At 61.8% G+C, this 23,533-nt stretch carries 24 protein-coding genes; 9 read left to right on the forward strand and 15 right to left on the reverse strand.

Translation table 11 applies throughout. From position 1 onward, the window contains the following. A complete protein-coding gene (locus V3H56_RS24620) occupies positions 1 to 1,092 on the forward strand; it encodes an anhydro-N-acetylmuramic acid kinase (RefSeq protein WP_338473953.1) in 1,092 nt (363 codons plus the stop codon). A gap of 68 nt (positions 1,093 to 1,160) precedes the next feature. On the opposite strand, the gene erpA is transcribed toward V3H56_RS24620, so the two are convergent. Beyond that, positions 1,161 to 1,511 carry an iron-sulfur cluster insertion protein ErpA gene (gene erpA, locus V3H56_RS24625; RefSeq protein ID WP_003177727.1) on the reverse strand — a complete coding sequence of 117 codons (351 nt, stop codon included), beginning with the start codon at positions 1,509 to 1,511 and terminating at the stop codon, positions 1,161 to 1,163. 141 nt (positions 1,512 to 1,652) lie between these two features. After that, positions 1,653 to 2,687, reverse strand: a complete 1,035-nt coding sequence (gene argC / locus V3H56_RS24630; RefSeq protein ID WP_042730274.1) for an N-acetyl-gamma-glutamyl-phosphate reductase — start codon at positions 2,685 to 2,687, stop codon at positions 1,653 to 1,655. A gap of 134 nt (positions 2,688 to 2,821) precedes the next feature. Between argC and hemJ the strand changes: the two genes are divergently transcribed. The 6 genes from hemJ (at position 2,822) to coq7 (ending at position 7,286) form a co-directional block, all read left to right on the forward strand. Next, the gene (hemJ, locus tag V3H56_RS24635) at positions 2,822 to 3,253 is read left to right on the forward strand and encodes a protoporphyrinogen oxidase HemJ (protein ID WP_338473954.1); all 432 of its coding nucleotides are present in this window, start codon (positions 2,822 to 2,824) and stop codon (positions 3,251 to 3,253) included. Positions 3,254 to 3,302: 49 nt separating this feature from the next. Next, the gene (locus tag V3H56_RS24640; protein ID WP_053151336.1) at positions 3,303 to 4,271 is read left to right on the forward strand and encodes a nitronate monooxygenase family protein; all 969 of its coding nucleotides are present in this window, start codon (positions 3,303 to 3,305) and stop codon (positions 4,269 to 4,271) included. 53 nt (positions 4,272 to 4,324) lie between these two features. Further along, the gene (locus tag V3H56_RS24645) at positions 4,325 to 5,293 is read left to right on the forward strand and encodes a DUF805 domain-containing protein (protein ID WP_042730272.1); all 969 of its coding nucleotides are present in this window, start codon (positions 4,325 to 4,327) and stop codon (positions 5,291 to 5,293) included. A gap of 62 nt (positions 5,294 to 5,355) precedes the next feature. Next, positions 5,356 to 6,144, forward strand: coding sequence for an SDR family oxidoreductase (locus V3H56_RS24650; RefSeq protein ID WP_042730271.1), 789 nt, complete (start codon positions 5,356 to 5,358; stop codon positions 6,142 to 6,144). A gap of 82 nt (positions 6,145 to 6,226) precedes the next feature. After that, a complete protein-coding gene (locus V3H56_RS24655) occupies positions 6,227 to 6,565 on the forward strand; it encodes a histidine triad nucleotide-binding protein (protein WP_042730270.1) in 339 nt (112 codons plus the stop codon). Between the two features lie 73 nt (positions 6,566 to 6,638). Beyond that, complete coding sequence (gene coq7, locus V3H56_RS24660; RefSeq protein ID WP_042730269.1) at positions 6,639 to 7,286, forward strand: 2-polyprenyl-3-methyl-6-methoxy-1,4-benzoquinone monooxygenase; 648 nt, start codon at positions 6,639 to 6,641, stop codon at positions 7,284 to 7,286. A gap of 60 nt (positions 7,287 to 7,346) precedes the next feature. Here the strand turns inward: coq7 and V3H56_RS24665 are convergent, their stop codons facing one another. After that, positions 7,347 to 7,769 carry an OsmC family protein gene (locus V3H56_RS24665; RefSeq protein WP_042730268.1) on the reverse strand — a complete coding sequence of 141 codons (423 nt, stop codon included), beginning with the start codon at positions 7,767 to 7,769 and terminating at the stop codon, positions 7,347 to 7,349. A gap of 232 nt (positions 7,770 to 8,001) precedes the next feature. On the opposite strand from V3H56_RS24665, the gene crp reads away from it, so the two are divergent. Next, complete coding sequence (gene crp, locus V3H56_RS24670) at positions 8,002 to 8,646, forward strand: cAMP-activated global transcriptional regulator CRP (protein ID WP_042730267.1); 645 nt, start codon at positions 8,002 to 8,004, stop codon at positions 8,644 to 8,646. On the opposite strand, the gene V3H56_RS24675 is transcribed toward crp, so the two are convergent. From V3H56_RS24675 to V3H56_RS24690, 4 genes are read right to left on the reverse strand one after another with little or no spacing between them, the layout of a single operon-like run. Continuing rightward, a complete protein-coding gene (locus V3H56_RS24675) occupies positions 8,643 to 9,344 on the reverse strand; it encodes a lipoate--protein ligase family protein (protein WP_338473955.1) in 702 nt (233 codons plus the stop codon). The two genes, crp and V3H56_RS24675, sit on opposite strands and share 4 nt — an antisense overlap. Before the next feature lie 5 nt (positions 9,345 to 9,349). Continuing rightward, positions 9,350 to 10,186: an indole-3-glycerol phosphate synthase TrpC gene (gene trpC / locus V3H56_RS24680; protein WP_042730265.1), complete on the reverse strand. Its 837-nt coding sequence runs from the start codon at positions 10,184 to 10,186 to the stop codon at positions 9,350 to 9,352. Beyond that, the gene (gene trpD / locus V3H56_RS24685) at positions 10,183 to 11,232 is read right to left on the reverse strand and encodes an anthranilate phosphoribosyltransferase (RefSeq protein WP_338473956.1); all 1,050 of its coding nucleotides are present in this window, start codon (positions 11,230 to 11,232) and stop codon (positions 10,183 to 10,185) included. The genes trpC and trpD overlap by 4 nt, the downstream gene beginning before the upstream one ends. Positions 11,233 to 11,241: 9 nt before the next feature. Continuing rightward, positions 11,242 to 11,835, reverse strand: coding sequence for an aminodeoxychorismate/anthranilate synthase component II (locus V3H56_RS24690; protein WP_042730263.1), 594 nt, complete (start codon positions 11,833 to 11,835; stop codon positions 11,242 to 11,244). A gap of 411 nt (positions 11,836 to 12,246) precedes the next feature. On the opposite strand from V3H56_RS24690, the gene estP reads away from it, so the two are divergent. Then, the gene (estP, locus tag V3H56_RS24695) at positions 12,247 to 14,154 is read left to right on the forward strand and encodes an esterase EstP (RefSeq protein ID WP_053151320.1); all 1,908 of its coding nucleotides are present in this window, start codon (positions 12,247 to 12,249) and stop codon (positions 14,152 to 14,154) included. A 126-nt stretch (positions 14,155 to 14,280) separates the two neighbouring features. Here the strand turns inward: estP and trpE are convergent, their stop codons facing one another. The 8 genes from trpE to V3H56_RS24735 form a co-directional block, all read right to left on the reverse strand. Next, entirely contained in the window at positions 14,281 to 15,762 is a 1,482-nt protein-coding gene (gene trpE, locus V3H56_RS24700) for an anthranilate synthase component I (protein ID WP_123579675.1), read from the reverse strand. 69 nt (positions 15,763 to 15,831) lie between these two features. Continuing rightward, a complete protein-coding gene (locus V3H56_RS24705; protein WP_338473957.1) occupies positions 15,832 to 16,650 on the reverse strand; it encodes a phosphoglycolate phosphatase in 819 nt (272 codons plus the stop codon). Next, a complete protein-coding gene (gene rpe / locus V3H56_RS24710) occupies positions 16,647 to 17,321 on the reverse strand; it encodes a ribulose-phosphate 3-epimerase (protein WP_042730713.1) in 675 nt (224 codons plus the stop codon). The genes V3H56_RS24705 and rpe overlap by 4 nt, the downstream gene beginning before the upstream one ends. 78 nt (positions 17,322 to 17,399) lie before the next feature. Further along, entirely contained in the window at positions 17,400 to 18,548 is a 1,149-nt protein-coding gene (locus V3H56_RS24715) for an iron-containing alcohol dehydrogenase (protein ID WP_042730714.1), read from the reverse strand. 202 nt (positions 18,549 to 18,750) lie between these two features. After that, the gene (locus V3H56_RS24720; RefSeq protein ID WP_042730715.1) at positions 18,751 to 19,575 is read right to left on the reverse strand and encodes an ABC transporter permease; all 825 of its coding nucleotides are present in this window, start codon (positions 19,573 to 19,575) and stop codon (positions 18,751 to 18,753) included. A gap of 13 nt (positions 19,576 to 19,588) precedes the next feature. After that, entirely contained in the window at positions 19,589 to 20,836 is a 1,248-nt protein-coding gene (locus V3H56_RS24725) for an ABC transporter permease (RefSeq protein ID WP_042730716.1), read from the reverse strand. A 201-nt stretch (positions 20,837 to 21,037) separates the two neighbouring features. Further along, positions 21,038 to 22,081, reverse strand: coding sequence for an ABC transporter substrate-binding protein (locus tag V3H56_RS24730; protein ID WP_042730717.1), 1,044 nt, complete (start codon positions 22,079 to 22,081; stop codon positions 21,038 to 21,040). Between the two features lie 49 nt (positions 22,082 to 22,130). Beyond that, a complete protein-coding gene (locus V3H56_RS24735) occupies positions 22,131 to 23,255 on the reverse strand; it encodes an ABC transporter ATP-binding protein (RefSeq protein WP_042730718.1) in 1,125 nt (374 codons plus the stop codon). Positions 23,256 to 23,533: the final 278 nt, after the last annotated feature.

The following is a 23,533-nucleotide window of genomic DNA, read 5'->3' on the forward strand; positions in this document are numbered from 1 at the left end:
ATGGCGCTTTATATCGGTGTGATGTCCGGGACCAGCCTCGACGGCCTGGATATCGCACTGGTCGAACTGGCTCCGGGGATCAAACTGGTCGCCACGCACTACATACCCATGCCCGCGTCCCTGCGGGCCGAATTGCTCGAATTGTGCAGCAGCGGGCCCGATGAGATCGCCCGCTCCGCCATCGCCCAGCAGAACTGGGTAACGCTGGCTGCACAGGGCGTTCACACCTTGCTCAACGAGCAGCAGCTCAAACCACAAGACATTACGGCGATTGGCAGCCATGGCCAGACCATTCGCCATGAGCCGGCGCGGGGCTTTACCGTACAGATCGGCAATCCGGCATTGCTCAGTGAGTTGACCGGAATCAGCATCGTCAGCGACTTTCGCAGCCGCGATGTCGCCGCCGGTGGGCAAGGTGCGCCCCTGGTACCGGCGTTTCACGAAGCATTGTTTGAAGAGCGAACTGGCAAACGGGCCGTATTGAATGTCGGTGGCTTCAGTAATCTCAGCCTGATCGAGCCAGGAAAACCCGTTGCCGGCTTCGATTGCGGCCCCGGCAACGTGTTGCTCGATGCCTGGATACATCAGCAGAAAGGTGAACACTTTGACCGCGACGGCCAATGGGCCGCCAGTGGCAACGTCGAACCCACCCTGTTGAAAACGCTGCTCGGTGACCCCTTCTTCGTGACCACGGGCCCCAAGAGTACAGGGCGAGAGGTATTCAACCTGCCTTGGCTGGCCCGGCACCTGTCGCACCTGCCGACCTTCACACCCGAAAACGTGCAGGCCACACTGCTAGAACTGTCGGCGGTGACCATCGTCGACGCCTTGCGACAGGCCCAGTCAGATACCGAAGAGCTGCTGGTTTGCGGCGGCGGCGCGCACAACCAGGCGCTGATGACGCGCTTGGCCGACTTGTTGCCGCAGACCCGCGTCAGCAGTACGGCGGTATACGGCGTCGATCCGGACTGGGTGGAGGCCATGGCATTCGCTTGGCTGGCCCATTGCTGCCTTCATGGCATTCCCGGCAACCGCCCAAGCGTGACCGGCGCACGAGGTCTTCGCGTACTCGGCGCCATCTACCCCGCTTGAACCTGTGAATCGCAGACAACAAAACGCCGCAGGGCCGTAAGGCACTGCGGCGTTTTTGATTGACGCAATCAGATCGAGAACGAAGAACCGCACCCACACGTCGTGGTGGCGTTAGGATTCTTGATCACGAAACGCGAACCCTCCAGGCCTTCCTGATAATCCACCTCGGCACCCGCCAGGTACTGGAAGCTCATTGGATCGACCACCAGGCTGACGCCTTCGCGCTCCACGATGGTGTCGTCCTCGGCCACTTCCTCATCGAAAGTGAAGCCGTACTGGAAACCGGAACAACCGCCGCCCGTTACAAATACGCGCAGCTTCAAACGATCATTGCCCTCTTCATCGACCAGGCTCTTCACCTTGTGCGCAGCACCGTGGGTAAATTGCAAAGCCGTGGGGGTGAAGGTTTCGACGCTCATGCTGAATATCTCCCGGCGTTTACGCCGCCATAATGCGTGATGGCGGGCATTATCCGCTTCTCCTACCAAATCGGTCAACTATTAGAAGCGCGGCGGCAAGCTTCAGGTTTCAGGCTGGAGTCTTGCCGCTTTCAAACGGCTTTAAGGCAACATCCCCGCGTGGGACAACCCCAGGCGCTCATCCAGCCCGAACAGGATGTTCATGTTCTGCACCGCCTGGCCCGATGCACCCTTGACCAGGTTATCGATGACCGACAACACCACCACCAAGTCACCATCCTGCGGACGGTGCACGGCGATACGGCAAACGTTCGCGCCACGCACACTGCGGGTTTCCGGATGACTGCCAGCCGGCATGACGTCCACGAACGGTTCGTTGGCATAGCGTTTTTCGAACAACGCCTGCAAGTCTACCGAGCGATCGACGACGGTTGCGTAGAGAGTGGAGTGGATGCCGCGAATCATCGGCGTCAGGTGCGGGACGAAGGTCAGGCCGACGTCCTTGCCCGCGGCACGGCGCAGGCCCTGGCGGATTTCCGGCAAATGCCGGTGACCTTTGACGGCATAGGCCTTCATGCTCTCCGATGTTTCGGAGTACAGCGAGCCTACGCTGGCGCCACGCCCGGCACCGCTGACACCGGATTTACAGTCGGCGATCAAGCGCGACGCATCGGCCAGGCCTGCTTCGAGCAGCGGCAGGAAGCCCAACTGTGTTGCCGTTGGATAGCAACCCGGCACCGCGATTAGTCGCGCTTGTTTTATTTTTTCGCGGTTGACTTCCGGCAGGCCGTAGACGGCTTCTTCGAGCAACTGCGGCGCACCGTGAGGCTGGCCGTACCATTTGGCCCACTCGTCCGCATCCTGCAGGCGGAAGTCCGCCGACAGGTCAATGACCTTGGTCCCCGCAGCCAGCAGCTCACCCGCCAGGGCGTGGGCAACTCCGTGAGGCGTGGCGAAGAACACCACGTCGCAGGCGCCCAGGGTCTCGATGTCTGGAACACTGAAAGCCAGGCCATCGTAGTGGCCTCGCAGGTTCGGATACAGGTCAGCGACAGCCAGGCCAGCCTCGGATCGCGAGGTAATGACCACCACCTCAGCTTGCGGATGCTGTGCCAATAGACGCAGCAGTTCGACACCGGTGTAACCCGTGCCGCCGACGATACCGACCTTGACCATAAACCTGCCCTCAACGAACCCACTGGAAAGCCGTCGATGATAGGGGGCGCGCGGCGCCGCGACAACCGCCAAGGTGACGTGTGGCCGCTCTAACCTCTACTATCGGGCTACCGTGAATCTGGGAATAACTCAAAATGCTCTATCTGTGGCTCAAAGCACTTCACATCGTCAGCATGGTCTGCTGGTTCGCAGGGCTGTTCTACCTGCCTCGCCTGTTCGTCTATCACGCCCAAAGCGAGGACAGCGTCAGCCAGGAACGCTTCAGCGTGATGGAGCGCAAGTTGTATCGCGGCATCATGGGCCCGGCAATGATCGCCACCCTGGTGTTCGGCATCGGGCTGCTGAGCCTGAACGCCAGCGCGTATTTCACCCAGGGTGGCTGGATGCACGCCAAACTGACGCTGGTGGTGCTGCTGATCGGTTATCACCACATGTGCGGCGCCCAGGTAAAACGCTTCGCCCGTGGCGAAAACACCCGCAGCCATGTCTTTTATCGCTGGTTCAATGAAGTGCCGGTTCTGATATTGCTGGCTATTGTAATTCTGGTCGTGGTTCGCCCGTTCTAGGACAAAGCCCAACCTTCCAATCGGCACTACTTTATCCGGGGTACTTCTCATGTCGCTGCCCGCTCTGCTCGAACAACGCCTGCGCTTGCCCGTCGTGGCGGCGCCGATGTTCCTGATTTCCAATCCACACCTGGTACTGGCCTGCTGCCGAAATGGAATCGTCGGCAGCTTTCCCGCACTGAACCAGCGCGAAAGCAGCGGCTTCAAGGCCTGGCTGGAGGAAATCGAAGCCGGCCTGGCAATACTGGAGAATCCAGCCCCCTACGCCGTCAACCTGATCGTCCATCACAGCAATCCGCGCCTTCAGGCCGACCTGGCGATCTGCATCGAACACAAGGTGCCGATCGTCATCACCAGCCTGGGCGCGGTCAAGGAACTGGTGGACGCCGTGCATGGCTATGGTGGCCTGGTGTTCCACGACGTCACCACGCGGCGCCACGCCGAGAAAGCAGCCGAAGCCGGCGTTGATGGCCTGATCGCCGTGGCGGCCGGCGCCGGGGGCCATGCCGGGACCTGGAGCCCGTTCTCGCTGGTCGCCGAGATTCGCCAGTTCTTCGATAAAACCTTGCTGCTGGCGGGCTGCCTGAATCACGGCCATCAGATACTGGCCGCCCAGTTGCTCGGCGCGGACCTGGCCTATTTCGGGACACGCTTCATCGGCACCCGCGAAAGCCATGCGCCCGACGCCTATAAAGAGATGTTGCTCACATCCAGAGCCGCAGACATCGTGCATACTCCTGCGGTATCCGGGGTGCCGGCCAGCTTCATGCGACAGAGCCTGGAAAACGCCGGCTTCGACCTCGCTGCCTTGCAGGGCAAAGGCGAAGTCGACTTTGGCTCGAAGCTCAAGCCGCTGAACGATGAGGCCAAGGCCTGGAAAACCGTTTGGTCCGCCGGCCAGGGCGTGGGGGAAATCCATGATCTGCCCAGCGTCGATGAGTTGGTGGCCCGACTGGACAAAGAATACCGCCAGGCGCAAGCCCGGGCGACGCAGCTCGGCGGCCAATGGCCTCGCTGAACTGCCCCGATCAAAAACCGCTGCATAACCATTTAGAGACAAGGATGCCGGGCATGAGTGAAACCCGTTTCAATATCGTATTCGACGGAGCCCTGATGCCGGGCGTCGATACCACCACAGCCAAACTCAACCTCGCCGAGTTGTTCAAGAGCGATGTCAGCGCCATCGAGCGGTTGTTCAGTGGCCGCAAGGTTGCGCTCAAAAGCAACCTGTCCCAAAGCGAAGCCCAGAAATACCTGGAAGCGCTGAACAAAAGCGGAATCGATGCCCGGATCGAGGCAGAGCCATCTCTCCAGCTGGACCTCGGCGAAGTGCAGGACTCGCCCCAGCAACCAGGCGCACGCCACTCTGACGCGCTCATTGACCCCGTCTCCCCCTACGCTCCCCCTCGGGCCGACGTTGGCGAAAGCCTCGCCACCTACAGCACCCTCAAACCCTTCAGTTTCGAAGGCCGTATCGGGCGCCTGCGCTACCTGGCTTGGACCATGGTCCTGACACTCGCCATGTTGCCCGTCATCGGCATCGCCTTCTGGTACAGCCTGTCATGGGTCCTCGCTTCGAATTCGCTGGCGGCCATGATCGTCGGCGGGTTGATCGGCGGGGCCATCTTCCTCGGCTTTGCCTTCGTGAGCATCCAGTTCAGCGTCCAGCGCCTGCATGATATTGGCTGGTCCGGCTGGCTGTGGCTGCTCAACCTGGTGCCGTTCGTAGGCAGCGTGTTCCCGCTCGTGATGATCTGCGCGCCAGGCAACGACGGCCCCAACCGCTACGGTCCACCGCCACCGCCTAACAGCACCGCGGTCAAGGTTCTGTCGTGGCTATGGGTCGTGCTGATCGTCCTGATGATCGTTGGCGCCGTGGCCGGGGCCTTCAGCGGCCTCTCCGAGGACTACGACACCAGTTCCCTGAGCAGCTACGAAAGCAGTGAATCCAGCGATGAGACCAGCGCAGAACCCGCTGCCGAGGCAGCCGAGCCCGCCTCTCCTTCTGTAGACTATGAAGAGGAACAAGAGGAACAATAAGCGCGCTGCGTACCGGTGACAGCCCAGTCCACTGGCGGCGGGCTGTTGCGATGGAGAACTGCATGACCCGTTACGCTCTGATCACTGGCGCTTCCAGCGGCATAGGCCTGGCCATGGCCGAAGCGCTGGCCCGGCGCGGTCGCGACCTGATACTGGTGGCCCGACAGCGTGATCGGCTGGAAAGTATTGCCATTGAACTGACCCAGCGCTTTGGCGTAGAGGTGTTGTTCCGGGCCTGCGACCTGGGCGAACCGTTGAGGCTTTCAGGTTTTCTCTTGGAGCTGGAGGAAGGCGAGCGGCAAATCGACTTGCTGGTCAATTGTGCGGGCATCGGCACCTGCGGCCCGTTCCTGGGCCAGGACTGGATGACCGAACAGGACCTGATCGAAGTGAACATCCTCGCCCTGACGCGCATTTGCCACGCCGTCGGCAACAGCATGGCCTTGCAGGGTGGCGGCCAGATCCTCAACGTGGCATCGACGGCCGCGTTCAAGCCCGGCCCATGGATGAGCACCTATCACGCCAGCAAGGCCTACGTGCTGCACTTCTCCGAAGCCCTGCGGGTCGAACTGAAAAAGTGTGCGATCAAGGTCTCGGTGCTTTGCCCCGGCCCGACCCGTACCGGTTTTTTTGCCAGGGCGCAGATGCACGAGCAGCACCTCACCCACGACAAGCACCTGATGAGCCCGGAAGAAGTCGCGCTGTACGCCGTGCGTGCCCTGGACAAAAACACCGCCATCATCATTCCCGGACGCCGCAACCGCTGGTTGGCCGCCTTGCCACGCCTGGGCTCGCGGTGGCTGGTCCGGACCCTCGCCGGCAGGACCAACAAGGCCTACTGCCCGCGCTGATCTGCCGAACGTTTAAAAACCCAGGCTCGCCGACCGAGCCTTCAGTACACTCGACCTCGACCCACTCAACGGAGAAACAGCTGTGGATACTCTGTTTACCAAGATCATCAACCGGGAAATCCCGGCGAAGATCATTTACGAGGATGACCAGGTCCTGGCCTTCCACGACATCGCCCCCCAGGCGCCGGTGCATTTTCTGGTCATTCCGAAAAAACCGATTCGCACCCTCAATGACCTGACCGAAGCGGACAAAGGCCTAGCCGGGCACATTCTGTTCACCGCCCAGCGCCTGGCGCTTGAACTGGGCTGCGAGGAAGGCTTTCGCGTGGTGATGAACTGCAATGAACTCGGTGGACAGACCGTCTATCACATTCATATGCACGTGCTGGGACAGCGCCAGATGAACTGGCCGCCGGGTTGATAACCCTGACCCAACGCAAATCACCGGCGGCCGATTGAGTTAAACTGGCCGCTGTTTTTTCCCGGAGGTACGCATGACTACCCAACGTCACTACTCGCCGATTGACCGCCTGCTGCTGCAAGCCGATACCGCGATGCGCACGCTATTGCCCTTCAGTGGCCAACCGTATCGGCCATCGCCGGCTATCGTGCAGCCGGACGCCCAGCTCAGTGACGAGCAGACCCGCCACGTGGCTGGCCTGATGCGAATCAACCACACCGGTGAAGTCTGCGCCCAGGCCTTGTACCAAGGCCAGGCGTTGACCGCGAAATTGCCCCGGGTGCGCGAGGCCATGGAGCATGCCGCCGAAGAAGAAATCGACCATCTGGTCTGGTGCGAGCAACGCATTCGCCAACTGGGCAGCCACACCAGCGTCCTGAATCCGCTGTTCTACGGCATGTCATTCGGCATCGGCGCCGTGGCCGGGTTGATCAGCGACAAGGTCAGCCTGGGGTTCGTCGCCGCAACCGAGCATCAGGTGTGCAAGCACCTCAATGAACACCTGGAACAACTCCCCGCCGAGGATGAAAAATCCCGCGCGATTCTGGAGCAGATGCGCAAGGACGAAGAACACCACGCCGAAAGCGCGCTCGAGGCCGGCGGCTTCCGCTTCCCGGCTCCCGTGAAGTTCGGCATGAGCCTGCTGGCCAAGGTCATGACCAAGAGCACCTACCGGATCTGACAAGGCCAATGTTCATGTGGCAACGGCGTGTGCGCCCTTGCCACGATGAACTCAGCTCGATCAGCCCAGCTCGATGATTTCGTAATCGTGGGTGATTTCAACGCCCGCAGCGCCAAGCATGATCGAAGCCGAGCAGTATTTCTCGGCAGACAACTCGATGGCCCGCTTGACCTGGGCTTCCTTCAGCGCACGCCCTTTCACCACGAAATGCATGTGGATCTTGGTAAACACTTTCGGATCTTCCGTGGCGCGCTCCGCTTCCAGGAACGCTTCACAACTTTCGACGGCCTGGCGCGACTTCTTGAGAATGCTGACCACGTCGAAGTTACTGCAACCGCCTACGCCCAGCAGGAGCATTTCCATTGGCCGGACACCCAGGTTCCGACCACCGGCATCGGGCGGGCCATCCATGACGACCACGTGACCACTGCCCGACTCACCGAGGAACATGGCTTCGCCAGCCCATTGGATGCGTGCCTTCATCGCCAAGACTCCACTGTCTAAAAAAGGGTCGCCAGCTTAGCACAGCCCTCCGTCGTGGCTGCTTTTGCCTTACGTCGCCTGACACTTACGTCCCTGAGTAAATTCTCGAATCAATTTTGAGTGCCTCTGTTAAGCTGGCGCCAACTCGCTGGCTTATTGCCAGCTTTCAGCGATTTTCATCGCGCCCATAAAAAACCAAACCTCATACCGCGCCGTTTTTCGGGACACAACCATGGTTGCCATTACTCCCACGCTCAAGATCAAGAATCTCGACAAGCTCTTGATGCATTGCCAGCGCCGTCGCTATCCGGCCAAGCACAACATCATTTGCGCAGGGGACCGTTCGGACACGTTGTTTTTCATCATCAAGGGATCGGTCACCATCCTGATCGAGGATGACGACGGGCGGGAGATGATCATCGCCTACCTCAACTCCGGGGACTTTTTCGGTGAGCTGGGGTTGTTCGAGCAGGCAGGCAAGGAACAGCAACGCAGTGCGTGGGTGCGAACCAAGATCGAATGCGAAGTCGCGGAAATCAGCTACACGAAATTCCGAGAACTGTCCCTGCAAGACCCGGACATTCTTTACGTCCTCAGCGGACAAATCGCACAGCGCCTGCGCAACACAACTCGCAAGGTCGGCGACCTGGCCTTTTTCGACGTGACGGGGCGCGTGGCCCGCTGCCTGCTGGACCTGTGCAAGCAGCCCGACGCCATGACCCACCCGGACGGCATGCAAATCAAGGTCACTCGCCAGGAAATCGGCCGGATCGTTGGCTGCTCTCGGGAAATGGTCGGCCGTGTGCTGAAGGATCTGGAAGAGCGCAACCTGGTCGACGTCAAAGGCAAGACCATGGTGGTGTTCGGAACGCGTTAACCGCCAAGCAGTTCGGTCAACAACGCCCGGTACAACTCATCGAGCCGCTCCAACGCCTCGGGCGCGGGGAATTTCTCATGCAGCGCGATGTGGCTTTCGGCACGCACTCGCTGCTCCAGGCCACAGGCCTGGTTGAAGCGATTGACCGCCGCAACCATGGACTCACGCTCGTTCTCAAGCAGAAGTGCGCCATGGACCAGGCCCACCGGACGCTGGCCGCCCTTGCTTTGGCGCCAGCGCTGGGCGGTGCCGACCATCTTGCGGCCATCGAGGTTGACGTTGAATCGACCGTCGCAGAACGCCCCCTCCACCTCGCCCAGGGAAGCCACGCCGCCCAACTCATCCAGCAACTGGCAGATGGGCTCGCACAAGCGACGGTAGGCCGTTTCGATGCGGCCGTGATCCCCCTCGCTGCGCGGCGGCGCGTAGACCAGGGCGATATTGACCGTCGCAGAAGACTGCGGCACCGGCTCACCCCCCGTTTCACGCAAAAGCACCGGCCAGCCGTGGGCCGCCGATACCGCGCTGGCGTGTTCAAAGCCGGGCAGGCGACTCAAGCGCCGCGGCATGACCAGCGCTCGGTCATTGGGTTGCCAGAACAACAGGCCGAACTCGGCATCGCCCGCGCAAATGCTGGCGAGCAGATCCTGTTCGGCTTGCAGGCCCGCTTCGACGGCCAGGGAAATCACCGGCGACATGGGCCTCAGTCCAGCGTCGAGCCGCTGACCGGCAGGCCACGCTCAGGAAAGAACAGGCGTTGCAGCTCGGTGCCCGGGTTCTCGGCCCGCATGAACGCTTCACCCACCAGGAACGAATAGACGTCGCTGACTTCCATCAGCTCGACATCGGCGCGGTTGAGGATGCCACTTTCCGTGATGACGAGGCGGTCGCGCGGAATCCGCGGCAGCAGGTCCAGGGTGGTCTCCAGGCTGACTTCAAAGGTGTGCAGGTTGCGGTTGTTCACGCCCACCAGCTTGGTGTCGAGGGTTTTCAGCGCCCGCTCCAACTCGTCACCATCATGGACTTCCACCAGCACGTCCAGGCCCACGCCCTTGGCCACGGCGGCCAGCTCGGCCATCTTGACGTCGTCCAGGGCGGAGACGATCAACAGCACGCAATCGGCGCCCAGGGCACGCGCCTCGACGATCTGATACGGGTCGATCATGAAGTCCTTGCGAATCACCGGCAACTTGCAGGCCGCTCGCGCCTCCTGCAGATACGCGTCGGCGCCCTGAAAGAAGTCGACATCCGTCAGTACCGAAAGGCAGGTCGCCCCACCCTTCTCGTAGCTCTTGGCGATGTCGGCCGGGACAAAGTCCTCGCGAATCACGCCCTTGCTGGGAGAGGCTTTCTTGATTTCAGCGATGACCGCCGGTTGCTTTCTCTTGGCCTGATCGATCAGTGCCTGGGCAAACCCCCGGGGCGCATCCGCCGAGCGGGCCAGGCCTTCCAATTCGGCCAGGCTGACCCGAGCACGGCGCTCGGCCACTTCTTCAGCCTTGCGAGCCAGGATGTTTTCCAGAACCGTTGGCACACTCATCCTTCGTTCTCCACTTTGAATACGGCGGTAAATGCACCCAGTTCCTCGAGCTTTTCCCTCGCCAGGCCGGTGTGCAGCGCATCATGGGCCAGCTCGACGCCTTGTTTGAGGCTGCTGGCGTGGTCCGCCGCGTACAGCGCAGCGCCGGCATTGAGCACGATCATATCGGCGGCTTTCTGGCCATTCTCGGTCTTGCGGCGGCCCAGGGCATCGCGGATCAGCTCCAGGGATTGGGCCGGGCCGTCGACCGCCAGGCCGTGCAAGCTCTGGCTCTTCATGCCCAGGTCTTCAGGTTCGACCCAATACTCGCTGATCTGATCATTTTTTAGTTCGGCCACGAAGGTGGGGGCCGCCAGGCTGAACTCATCCAGGCCATCTTTCGAATGAACCACCAGGACATGCTTGCTGCCCAGGCGCTGCAGGACTTCAGCCAATGGCCGGCACAGCGCCTGGCTGAAGACCCCGACCACCTGATGTTTCACGCCGGCCGGATTCGTAAGCGGGCCGAGCATGTTGAACAATGTGCGCAGCCCCAGATCGCGGCGCGGCGCGGCGGCGTGCTTCATGGCGCTGTGGTGGGTCTGGGCGAACATGAAGCCGATGCCGACGTTGTCGATGCAACGGGCCACCTGGACCGGCGTCAGGTTCAGGTAGATCCCGGCCGCTTCAAGCAGATCGGCGCTACCGCTCTTGCCCGACACCGCGCGATTGCCGTGCTTGGCAACGGTGCAGCCGGCCGCTGCGACGACGAACGCCGACGCGGTGGAAACGTTGAAGATATTGGCGCCATCGCCGCCGGTGCCCACGACGTCAACGACGCCGTCCAGAGTCTTGAGCTCGACCTTGTCGGCGAGCTCGCGCATGACCGAGACCGCGCCGACGATTTCATCGATGCTCTCGCTCTTCATGCGCATGGCCATCATGAATGCGCCAATCTGCGCATCCGTGCATTGCCCGGTCATGATTTCGCGCATCACGTCGCGCATCTCATCGGTGCTCAGGTCGAGATGGCCGACGATACGGCTCAGGGCTGTCTTGATATCCATGAAAAGTCCTTAGCGCGTGCCGCCGGTTTGTTTGAGGAAGTTGGCGAACAGCTCGTGGCCCTGCTCGGTGAGAATAGACTCGGGATGAAATTGCACACCCTCGATGTTTAACGTCTTGTGTCGCAGCCCCATGATTTCGTCCACAGAACCGTCGTCGAGCTGGGTCCAGGCCGTCAACTCCAGGCAATCGGGCAAGGTTTCGCGCTTGACGATCAGGGAGTGGTAGCGGGTAACGGTCAGCGGCCGGTTCAGGCCCTCGAACACGCCCTTGTCCTCGTGGAATACCGGGCTAGTCTTACCGTGCATGACTTGCCGGGCGCGCACCACATCGCCGCCGAACGCCTGGCCGATGGACTGATGGCCCAGGCAGACGCCCAGGATCGGCAGCTTGCCGGCGAAATACTTGATGGCTTCGATGGAGACGCCCGCTTCGGTCGGCGTGCACGGGCCGGGGGAGACAACGATGCGCTCAGGCTTGAGGGCTTCGATTTCGGCGATGGTCAATTCGTCGTTGCGCACGACCTTGACCTCGGCGCCCAGCTCGCCAAGGTACTGCACAACGTTGTAGGTAAAAGAGTCGTAGTTATCGATCATCAGCAACATGGCGTAAGCAACCTATTGAATTCACTGACTTTAAATACAGCCTTCGGAGAGTGACCCGCGCGGTGTTGCGCTTGGCAGGGCACGTGGCACCCCGGCAAAGCGGCTTTCAAGCGGGTAAAGAAGGCAAATCGGTACAGGTCCGGCGAGGCCGGCGGAGAATGTTCAGGCGCGCCAACGCCAGCGGGCGTGTGCCTTGATCATTTGATCCAGAAGTTTGCTGACAATCGACACAAGGGAAGTCTCGTTCATACGTCCCGGCACAGTAGCCTAGCTGGGCTGAGCACGCAATATGACCGATCCCGAAGGTCCTTGAAACAATCGCGGCAGCGCGGACAGATGGCAAAACGCCGGAAGTTTTTGGTACTGTCGTTTCGTTTGCCAAACAACAATAAGATAAAAACGGATTTTCCCATGATCAAAAAGACGCTGTTCGTACCGATTGCCAGTTGTCTGCTGGCGATGGCCTGCGCCCAGGCGAGCGCCGCATCCACCCCCTATTCCAAGTTCATCGTGTTCGGTGACAGCCTCAATGATGCCGGCCAATTCGCCGACCCCAATGGCCCACCTGGCTCGACCGAGCGCTACACCAACCGAACCGGCCCGAACTACACGAACGGCAGCGGCGAAGCCTATTCCGCCAACTCGACCCAACTGCTCGGCGGGCGCCTGGGTTATTCCGCCGACGAAACCGCCGCCTCCACCTCGGCGGTCCGCGCCAACGAGGGGCTCGCCGATGGCAATAACTGGGCGGTGGGCGGTTATCGCACCGACCAGATCCTGGAGTCGATTACCGGTGTGTCCGATACCGGCGAACGCAGCCGCCCTGGCTACTTGCAGTCCAATGGCCTGCGGGCCGATCCGAATGCGCTGTATTACCTTTCCGGGGGTGGTAACGACTTTCTCCAGGGCCGGGTCCTGAACACCGCGCAGGCGCAGGCCGCTGCCGACCGCCTGGCCGACAGCGTCCAGGTGCTGCAAACGGCCGGTGCCCGCTATGTGATGGTCTGGCTACTGCCCGACCTGGGCCTGACCCCAGCACTCAATGGCGGCCCGCTGCAGGACGTCTTCTCGCAACTGGGCAACGACTTCAACCAGCAACTGGTCACACGGTTGCAGGGCATCGACGCCGAAGTCATTCCGCTGAACATTCCGCTGCTGTTGCGCGAAAGCTTCGCCGACCCGGCACGGTTCGGCCTCGCCACCGGCGAGAACCTCACCGCCACCTGCTTCAGCGGCAATAACTGCACGGAAAACCCCACTTACGGCATCAACAGTGCCACGCCTGATCCCACCAAGCTGATCTACAACGACGCCGTCCACCCGACCGAGACCGGGCAAAAGCTGATCGCCGACTACGCCTATTCCCTGCTCGCAGCACCCTGGGAGCTGACCTTGCTGCCGGAAATGGCCCACTCGACCCTGCGCGCCCATCAGGATGAATTGCGCAGCCAGTGGCAATCGGATTGGGAGAACTGGCAGGCAGTCGGCCAATGGCGAGCGATCGTTGCAGGCGGCGGCCAGCATCTGGATGTCGACAGCCAGAGCAGCGGCGCCAGCGCCGATGGCAGCGGCTACAGCCTGAACATCGGCGGCAGCTATCGCCTCAATGAAGCCTGGCGCGTGGGTGTCGCGGCAGGCCTCTACCGCCAGGACATGGACGCCGGCCACAACGATTCGAACTACAAGCTCAACAGTTATCTGGCGACCGCTTTCGCCCAGTTCCAGCAGAATCGCTGGTGGGCCGACGCGGCACTGACCGGTGGCAAGCTCGACTACGACAGCCTGGAGCGCAAGTTCGACCTGGGCGTCAACGAGGCGCAGGAAAAAGGCGACACCGACGGTCACCTGTGGGCATTCAGCACCCGCGTGGGCTATGACATCGCCCAGCCGGGCAGCGAATGGCACCTGTCACCGTTCATCAGCGCCGACTATGCGAAGGTGGAAGTCGACGGTTATTCCGAGAAGAGCAACCGTTCCACCGCCCTGACCTTCGACGACCAGACCCGCGACTCGAAGCGCCTGGGCATTGGCTTGCAAGGCAAATACAACCTCACTCGCCAGACCCAGGTGTTTGGTGAATACGCCCACGAACGCGAGTACGAAGACGACACGCAGAAGGTGAACATCGCCCTCAACAGCCTGCCGGCCAACGACTTCACGCTTGAAGGCTACACGCCACAGAGCCACTTGAATCGCCTGAGCCTGGGGGTCAGCCACAAGTTGACCAACGACCTGGCACTGCGGGGCGGCTATACGTTGCGCAAGGATGATGACATGACCCAGCAAGGGGTGAGCGTGGGCGTCAGCCTGGACTTCTGATCGAGAGAACCTGTGGGAGCGAGCTTGCTCGCGATTGCGGACTGTCAGTCAACTGGTTGGTTGAATATGACGGCCTCATCGCGAGCAAGCTCGCTCCCACACATTGATCGAGTTGTTGAAGGGGTTTCAATCGCTCGAAGTCTGTTCGGCCAGCGCCACGGCACGGAACATCGCACGACGCTTGTTCAGGGTTTCTTCCCATTCCAGCGCCGGCACCGAGTCGGCGACGATGCCACCACCGGCCTGCACGTGCAGTTCACCGTTCTTGATCACCGCCGTGCGAATGGCAATGGCGGTGTCCATGTTGCCGTTCCAGGCGAAGTAACCCACCGCCCCGCCATACACGCCACGCTTGACCGGCTCGAGTTCGTCGATGATTTCCATCGCGCGGATTTTCGGCGCGCCGGACAAGGTGCCCGCCGGCAGGATCGCCCGCAAGGCGTCCATCGCCGTCAGTCCGGCCTTCAGTTGGCCGGTGACGTTGGACACGATGTGCATCACATTGGAATAGCGCTCGATGACCATTTTCTCGGTGAGCTTCACCGAGCCGACTTCCGACACCCGTCCAGTGTCGTTGCGCCCCAGGTCGATCAGCATCAGGTGCTCGGCGATTTCCTTGGCGTCCGACAGCAGGTCTTCTTCCAGCGCCCGGTCGGCTTCCTCGGTGGCGCCGCGGGGGCGCGTACCGGCGATCGGCCGCACGGTGATCAGGTTGTCTTCGACCCGAACCAGCACTTCCGGCGAACTGCCCACGACATGGAAGTCGCCGAAGTTGAAGAAGTACATGTAGGGCGTCGGGTTGAAGCAGCGCAGCGCCCGATACAGGTCGATGGGCGCCGCCTTGAAGTCGATGGACATTCGCTGCGACGGCACGACCTGCATGCAGTCACCGGCCAGGATGTATTCCTTGATGGTGTCGACGGCCCGCTCGTAATCAGCCTGGGTGAAGCTTGAACGGAACACCGGGTCGGCCGCCGACTGTTTGCTGAAATCCAGGCCAGGGCGCGGCGTGATCGGCTGGCGGAGCTTTTCCAACAACGCTTGCAGGCTTTGTTGGCCTTGCTCGTAGGCATCTTCGTGCGACGGATCGGCGAGGACGATCGCGTGCATCTTGCCGGCCAGGTTGTCGAAGACGACGACCGCGTCGGACACCATCAGCAGGATGTCCGGCACGCCCAGCGGATCGGGGTTCGGGCAGGTGCCGAGGCGTTTTTCCACGTAGCGCACGCAATCGTAGCCGAAGTACCCCACCAGGCCACCGTTGAAGCGCGGCAGCCCGGCAATGGTTGGCACGTTGTAGCGGGCCTTGAAGGTTTCGACGAAGGCCAGCGGGTCTTCGACCTCGTGGCTTTCGACCTCGACACCGTCATGGGTCACGCTGACGCGATGGTCGTGGACCCGAAGCACCGTGCGGCACGGCAGGCCGATGATGGAATAACGCCCCCACTTCTCGCCGCCCTGCACCGATTCGAGCAGGTAGGAATTGGGCTGGTCAGCCAGCTTGAGGTAGATCGACAACGGCGTGTCGAAGTCGGCCAGGGTTTCGCAGGCAAGCGGAATGCGGTTGTAGCCGGCAGCGGCTAGACGCAGGAATTCTTCGCGGATCATGGGGTGCCTCGTGGCAAGAGGAGCTGACAGTCAGGAATGCAAACGCGCCGGACAACCGGCAGGATCACGTCAGGCGCGCCAACGCCAGCGGGCCAAGGCCTTGATGACTTTCATCCAGAGTTTGCGAGTGACCACCACGATGGCGTTTCCAGAAGAGGATTGAACAGCGTCGGGCAACGTTATCTCAGCGGCAGGGTCCAGGCAACCGGGAATTAGCAGGCGCAAATCGTCGATCACCAACGCGGGAAACTCTTCGGCGATGGGCCGGCCATGGTTGTAGCCATAACTGAGCGCCACGCACTTGACCCCCGCCGCTTTCGCCGCCAGCACATCGCTGCGCGAGTCACCGACGAACAGCGATTGGGACGCCGGGATGTTGGCCATTTTCATGACGAAGAACAGCGCCGCCGGATCAGGCTTCTTCTGCGGCAAGGTGTCGCCACCGATGATCCAGCGGAAATAGCGGCCGATTTTCATCTGGTCCAGCAACGGCGCGACGAAGCGCTCCGGCTTGTTGGTGATCAGCGCCATTTCCACGCCCTGCTTTTGCAACCACTTGAGGGTGGAGCGCACGCCGGGGTAAACCACCGTCAGCGAATGATCGCCCTCATAGGCTTCATTGAACAGTTCCAGCGCCTGCTCGACCTGGGCGTCATCCACGCCCTCGGCTGCGATGTCATTAGCCAGGGCCCGGCGCACCAGCATCGGCGCGCCGTTGCCGACCCAATGCCGGACCGCATCGAGGCCAGCCGGCGGACGCCCGAGCTTGAGCAACATGCTGTCCACGGCCGCCGCGAGGTCCGGGACCGAATCGACCAGGGTGCCATCGAGGTCGAACATCACCAGACGCGGCAAGCTGCCGGGGAACAGCTGCTCGAAACCGCTCATGGGCGTGCCAGGGCCAGTTCGGCGCGCATCTTGTCGATGACGTCCTTGTAGTCCGGGGCATTGAAGATCGCCGAGCCGGCGACAAAGGTGTCGGCGCCGGCCATGGCGATTTCGCGGATGTTGTTCACATTCACGCCACCGTCGATTTCCAGGCGGATGTCACGGCCCGAGGCATCGATCAGCGCACGGGCTTCACGCAGTTTGTCGAGGGTGCCGGGAATGAACTTCTGCCCACCGAAGCCGGGGTTGACGCTCATGAGCAAGACCATGTCGACCTTGTCCATCACGTACTTGAGCACGTCCAGGGGCGTGGCCGGGTTGAACACCAGGCCGGACTTGCAACCGCCCTCGCGGATCAACTGCAGGGAACGGTCAATGTGCTGGGTGGCTTCGGGGTGAAAGGTGATGTAGGTCGCGCCGGCTTCGATGAAGTCGCCGACGATGCGGTCTACCGGGCTGACCATCAGGTGTGCGTCGATCGGCGCGGTGACGCCGTACTTGCGCAGCGCCGCGCAGACCATCGGACCGATGGTCAGGTTGGGCACGTAGTGATTGTCCATGACATCGAAGTGCACGATGTCGGCCCCGGCGGCCAGAACGTTGTCCACTTCCTCGCCCAGGCGGGCGAAGTCGGCGGAGAGAATCGACGGAGCAATAGCGAAGGGCTGCATGACGCACCTGTTTTGAGCGAAATCACGATGGCGCGCATTGTATACCGCAAGATTTGGCGCGCCCACCGTGACAGTCGATCAATACGCCGCGCGGTAGATCTTCTCGATATCCGCCGCACTCAGCTTGCGCGGGTTGTTGCGCATCAGCCGCTCGATCCCGGCGGCTTCCACGGCCATGGCCGGAATCACATCTTCGGTCACGCCCAGGCCGCTCATGCCCCGAGGGATCTCTACCGCGACACACAACGCAACCATGGCCTCGACAGCTTCATCGGCCGCCTCGAGATCGCTCAGGTGAGCAGTCTTGATGCCCATGGCCTCGGCGATGTCGCGCATGCGCTCGACACAGGCCATTTTGTTCCAGGCCATCACGTAGGGCAGCAACAGCGCATTGGCCACCCCATGGGAGATGTGGAAACGCCCGCCCAACGGGTACGCCAGCGCATGCACGGCCCCGACCCCGGCGTTGCCAAAGGCCATGCCGGCCATCAGGCTGGCGGTGGCCATGTCTTCGCGGGCTTGCAGGTGGGCCGGGTTGGCGTAGGCCTTGGGCAACGCGCGGGTGATCAGCTTGACCGCGCCGATGGCCAGGGCATCGGTGATCGGCGAAGCATTGAGCGACAGGTAGGCCTCGACGGCATGCACCAGCGCATCGACGCCACTGGACGCGGTCACGCTGCGCGGGCACGTCAGGGTCATCTGCGGGCTAACCAGCGCCACGTCCGGCAACAGGTAGTCGCTGACGATGCCTTTTTTCAGTTGCGCCGCCTTGTCGGAAAGGATCGCCACGTTGGTGACTTCCGAGCCCGTTCCGGCAGTGGTGGGGATGGCGATCATCGGCGGGCCTTTGCGCGGCACCTGGTCGACGCCGAACATGTCCTGCAACTCACCGTGATAGCCGGCGTAGACGCCGACGCACTTGGCAATGTCGATGGCACTGCCACCGCCCAGCCCGATCAGGCCGTCATGGCCGCCGTCACGGTAGGCCTGCATGCAATCTTCGACGATGGCGATTTCCGGGTCCGGCATGACCCGGTCGAAAATCTCGTAGTCACGCCCACCCAGATGTTGCAGGGCCAGCTCCACGGTGCCGGACTTGACCAGCACGGCATCGGTCACGATCAGCGGGTTGTCGACGTCCAGGCGCGTCAACTCGGCCGCCAGTTGCTCGATGGCAGCGGCACCGGTGATCAGTTTGTGGGCGATCTTGAATGAGGAAAGACTCATGTGCGCGGCCTCTTGTTCGAGTATGGGCTGGCACAAGGATAGCTCGGTATCGGGGGTTGTTCTGCCATTCAGCTGATGAATGCAATGAGAAACCCTGTGGGAGCGAGCTTGCTCGCGATAGCGCACTGACATTCAGCATCAATGTTGAATGCTCTACCGCTATCGCGAGCAAGCTCGCTCCCACATTTGGACAACGCAGCCTTCAGGCCTGGGCCGTGCGCAACTTCTCGCTGCGCCCACGCAGCCACTCCAGCGTCAGCAGCAGGATCACCGAGAACGCGATCAACAGCGTCGCCGCCGCAGCGATGGTCGGGCTGAGGTTTTCACGGATGCCGCTGAACATCTGCCGAGGCAGCGTGGCCTGTTCGGGTCCGGCGAGGAACAGGGTCACCACCACTTCATCGAACGACGTCGCGAAGGCGAACAGCGCCCCGGAGATGACGCCCGGGGCGATCAACGGCAAGGTCACCCGACGAAATGCAGTCAGCGGCGAAGCGCCGAGGCTGGCGGCCGCCCGCACCAGGTTGTGGTTGAACCCCTGCAAGGTCGCCGACACGGTGATGATGACGAACGGTACGCCCAGCACCGCGTGCACCACGATCAGCGAGATGAAGCTGTTGCCCATCCCCAGCGGCGCGAAAAACAGGTAGCTGGCGACCCCGATGATCACCACCGGCACCACCATGGGCGAAATCACCAGGGCCATCACCAGCGCCTTGCCCGGAAAGTCGCCGCGGGTCAGGCCGATGGCCGCCAGCGTACCGAAGACCATCGCCAGCAACGTCGCCGCCGGGGCGACGATGATGCTGTTCTTCAGCGCGCGCATCCATTCGGCGGAGGCGAAGAAGTCGTGGTACCACTGCAGCGAAAAGCCTTGCAGCGGGTACACCAGGAAGCTGCCGGAGTTGAACGACAGCGGAACGATCACCAGCACCGGCAGGATCAGGAACAACAGGATCAGCCCGCAGAGCGTGCGCAAGCAGTAGAACCACACCCGTTCCACGGGGGACATGTAAGGACTCACCATTTTCAATCTCCCCTTAGCTCAGGCGCAGGCGACTGGCGCCCACCAGCCAGCTGTAAATCAGATAAAGCACGATGGTCGCCAGCAACAGCAGCCCGCCGAGTGCCGTGGCCATGCCCCAGTTGATGCTGGTGTTGGTGTAGAAGGCGACGAAGTAGCTGACCATCTGGTCGTTCGGGCTGCCCAGCAATGCCGGGGTGATGTAGTAGCCGATGGCGAGGATGAACACCAACAGGCAACCGGCGCCGACGCCGGCATAGGTCTGCGGGAAGTACACCCGCCAGAAACTGGCGAATGGATGGCAGCCCAGGGAAATGGCCGCACGCATGTAGGTGGGCGAGATGCCTTTCATCACGCTGTAGATCGGCAGGATCATGAACGGCAGCAGGATGTGGACCATCGAGATGTAGACACCCGTGCGGTTGAACACCAGCTCCAGCGGCTTGTCGATCACGCCCATGGCCATCAGGGCGCTGTTGATCAAGCCACCCGATTGCAACAGCACGATCCACGCTGCCACCCGCACCAGGATCGATGTCCAGAACGGCAGCAGCACCAGGATCATCAACAGGTTGCTCTGGCGTGACGGCAGGTTCGCCAGCAGGTAGGCCAACGGGTAGGCCAGCACCAGGCAGATCGCGGTGATGATCAGGCCCATCCAGAAGGTACGGGCGAAGATGTCCAGGTAGATCGCCTGGTCGGGGGTGGCCGGGGCCAGTTCGCCGAGGTCGTCGATACGGTGATCGACAGCCGCCAGCAGGTAATAAGGGGTGACGTTACTGGTATTGCGGCGGATCACCTGCCAGTAGGCCGGGTCGCCCCAACGCTCGTCGAGGTTTTCCAGGGCTTCTTTATAAGAGGCCGGCTCGGTGGCAAACGGCAACGCGCGAGCCGTCTTGGTCAACAGGCTGCGGTAGCCGGCCGACTCCATGTTCAGACGCTTGGACAGATCGCCCAGGGTCTGGTTCTTGCGGGCCTCGGCCAGGTCTTCACTGGCGGCCTTGTAGACCGGTTCGCCCGGCAACCCCCGTCCGTCCCACGTTGAGATCACAGCCACGGTGCGCGGCATGGCGCCGACCACTTCGGGGTTGCTGACGCTTTTGAACAACAGCGCCACGATGGGCACGAGGAACACCAGTAGCAGAAACAGCACCAGCGGCGCGATCAAGGCCTGGGCCTTCCAGCGGTTGACCCGCTCGGCGCGCTTGAGCCGCTGCTTCAGGTTGGGGCTGGTGCCCGCGTTCAGTGGAACGGCGATGGCCATGGCGAACTCCGCAAATCTTTTTATCGTTACAGGGGCGGGGGAGCGCCCCTGTTCTTTTGAAACACCCGATTGGAGCAAGAACCTGTGGGAGCGAGCTTGCTCGCGATGGCTACGGCACATTCAACATTGATGTGTCTGACAAACCGCTATCGCGAGCAAGCTCGCTCCCACATGGATTTCATCCAGCTTCAGACTGTCGGGTTACTTGGCCGCCCAGGAGTTGAAGCGCTGCTCCAGTTGCTCGCCGTTGTCAGCCCAGAAGCTGACGTCGATCTGCACCTGGTTGGCGATGTTTTCCGGGGTGGTCGGCATGTCTTTCAGCACATCCTTGGCCAGCAACGGTACGGCCTGGGTGTTGGCAGGGCCGTAGGCGATGTTTTCCGAGTAGGTCTTCTGCTGTTGCGGTGCTACCGAGAAGGCGATGAACTTCTTCGCCGCTTCGGCGCGGGTTTTGTCCAGGCCGCGCGGGATGGCCCAGGCGTCGAAGTCGTAGATGCCGCCGTTCCACACCACTTTCAGGTTGCTTTCCTTCTGTACCGCGGCGATCCGGCCGTTGTAGGCCGAGCTCATGACCACGTCACCGGAGGCCAGGTACTGCGGCGGCTGGGCGCCCGCTTCCCACCACTGGATGTTCGGCTTGAGTTCGTCGAGCTTCTTGAACGCACGGTCCTGGCCATCCTTGCCGGCCAGCACCTTGTACACGTCCTTGGGCGCGACGCCATCGGCCATCAAGGCGAATTCCAGGGTGTACTTGGCGCCCTTGCGCAGGCCACGCTTGCCCGGGAATTGCTTGGTGTCCCAGAAGTCGGCCCAACTGGTCGGCGCGGTCTTCAGTTTGTCGGCGTTGTAGGCCAGGACGGTCGACCACACGAAGAAGCCGACGCCGCACGGCTGGATGGCGCCCTTGACGTAGTCTTCGGTCTTGCCGAACAGGGCCGGGTCCAGTTGCTCGAACATGTCCTCGTCGCAACCGCGGGACAATTCCGGGGACTCGACTTCCACCAGGTCCCAGGAAACGCTCTTGGTGTCGACCATGGCCTTGACCTTGGCCATTTCGCCGTTGTACTCGCCCGCCACGATCTTGCCGTTGCCGGCCGCTTCCCAAGGTGCGTAGAAGGCCTTGACCTGCGCCGCCTTGTTCGCCCCGCCAAAAGACACCACGGTCAGGTCCGGGCCCGCCGCCATCGCGCTTGCCGCACCCATCATGCCCAGGGTCAGGGCTGTGAACTTCAGGGATCTCAACATTTATTGTTCTCTCCACGTGCAGGGTTGGTGTTGGTACAGCAGGGGGCGATCAATTCGCCTCTAGAAGGGGATCGAGCGCACGCACATGCTCGACTTGCCAGCCAAGCGGAACCACGTCCCCGACGGCGAGCCCGGGATCGAGCTCGGCAATCGGCTGTTTCACGAAGAAGTCGTTCTTGCCGCAGACTTCCAGGCGAACCCGGACGTGGTCGCCCAGATAGATGAATTCCGCCACCCTCCCTGAGAAGCGGTTGACACATTGTTCGCTTGCGCCGTTGAGGCTCACCCGCTCCGGGCGGATCGACAGGGTCACCGGCTCGCCGGGCTGGCCGACGTTGACCGCCAGCGCCTCGACCTTCTCGCCACGCCCCAACTCCACCAGGCAGCGATCGCCGGTCTGGCTGTGCAGGCGGCCACTGAGGCGATTGTTCTCGCCGATGAAGTTGGCAACGAAGGTGTTTTTCGGCTCTTCATAAAGCGTGCGCGGTGGCGCGATCTGCTGGATCTCGCCCTGGTGGAACACCGCCACGCGGTCGGACATGGTCAAGGCTTCGCCCTGGTCGTGGGTCACGTAGACCACGGTCACGCCAAGGCGCTGGTGCAGGTGCTTGATTTCCATCTGCATGTGTTCGCGCAGTTGCTTGTCCAGCGCCCCGAGGGGTTCGTCCATCAGCACCAGTTGCGGCTCGAACACCAGGGCCCGGGCCAACGCCACACGCTGCTGCTGACCGCCGGACAGCTGCGCCGGGTAGCGTTGGGCGAAGCTGTCCAGCTGGACCATGCTCAGCACGCGCTTGACCCGGTCGCTCACATCACTCTTGTTCAGGCCACGCACGGTCAGCGGGAACGCGAGGTTCTCGGCGACGGTCATGTGGGGGAACAGCGCGTAGTTCTGGAACACCATGCCGATGTCGCGCTTGTGCGGCGGCACATGGTTGATGGCGCGCCCGGCCAGTTGGATTTCACCGGCCGTCGGGGTTTCAAATCCGGCGAGCATCATCAGGCTGGTGGTCTTGCCCGAGCCGGACGGCCCGAGCAGGGTGAGGAATTCGCCTTTGCGAATGTCCAGGTTGAGGTCCTTGACGATCAGGTTCTCGCCATCGTAGCTCTTTTGCACACCACGAAAGCTGACCAGCACATCGCTGGCCCCCGCGCTTGAATCGACCTGGCTCATACCCGCACCTTTTGTATTGATGACTGCTTGTGAATCAAGCCTAGTGGAGCCTCGCCCCCGCGCAAATCGGGGCGCAGGAGAGAATCACCTCAGACGGATGGAAGTGCGGGGGTAGGGATTGCCCTACACGGATGGCGGGATTGGATAAATGCAGCCACGAGCTTCGAGCGGCAGGCGGCAAGCAAGGGCGAGCAGCCGTGCTGGAGCGTGTCGCAAATGGATATGCCAACGCATTACCCCTGTGGGAGCGGGCTTGCTCGCGAAGGCGTCATCATGTT

Source organism: Pseudomonas sp. MS646 (genome assembly GCF_036693845.1).
Lineage (GTDB): Bacteria > Pseudomonadota > Gammaproteobacteria > Pseudomonadales > Pseudomonadaceae > Aquipseudomonas > Aquipseudomonas chlororaphis_E.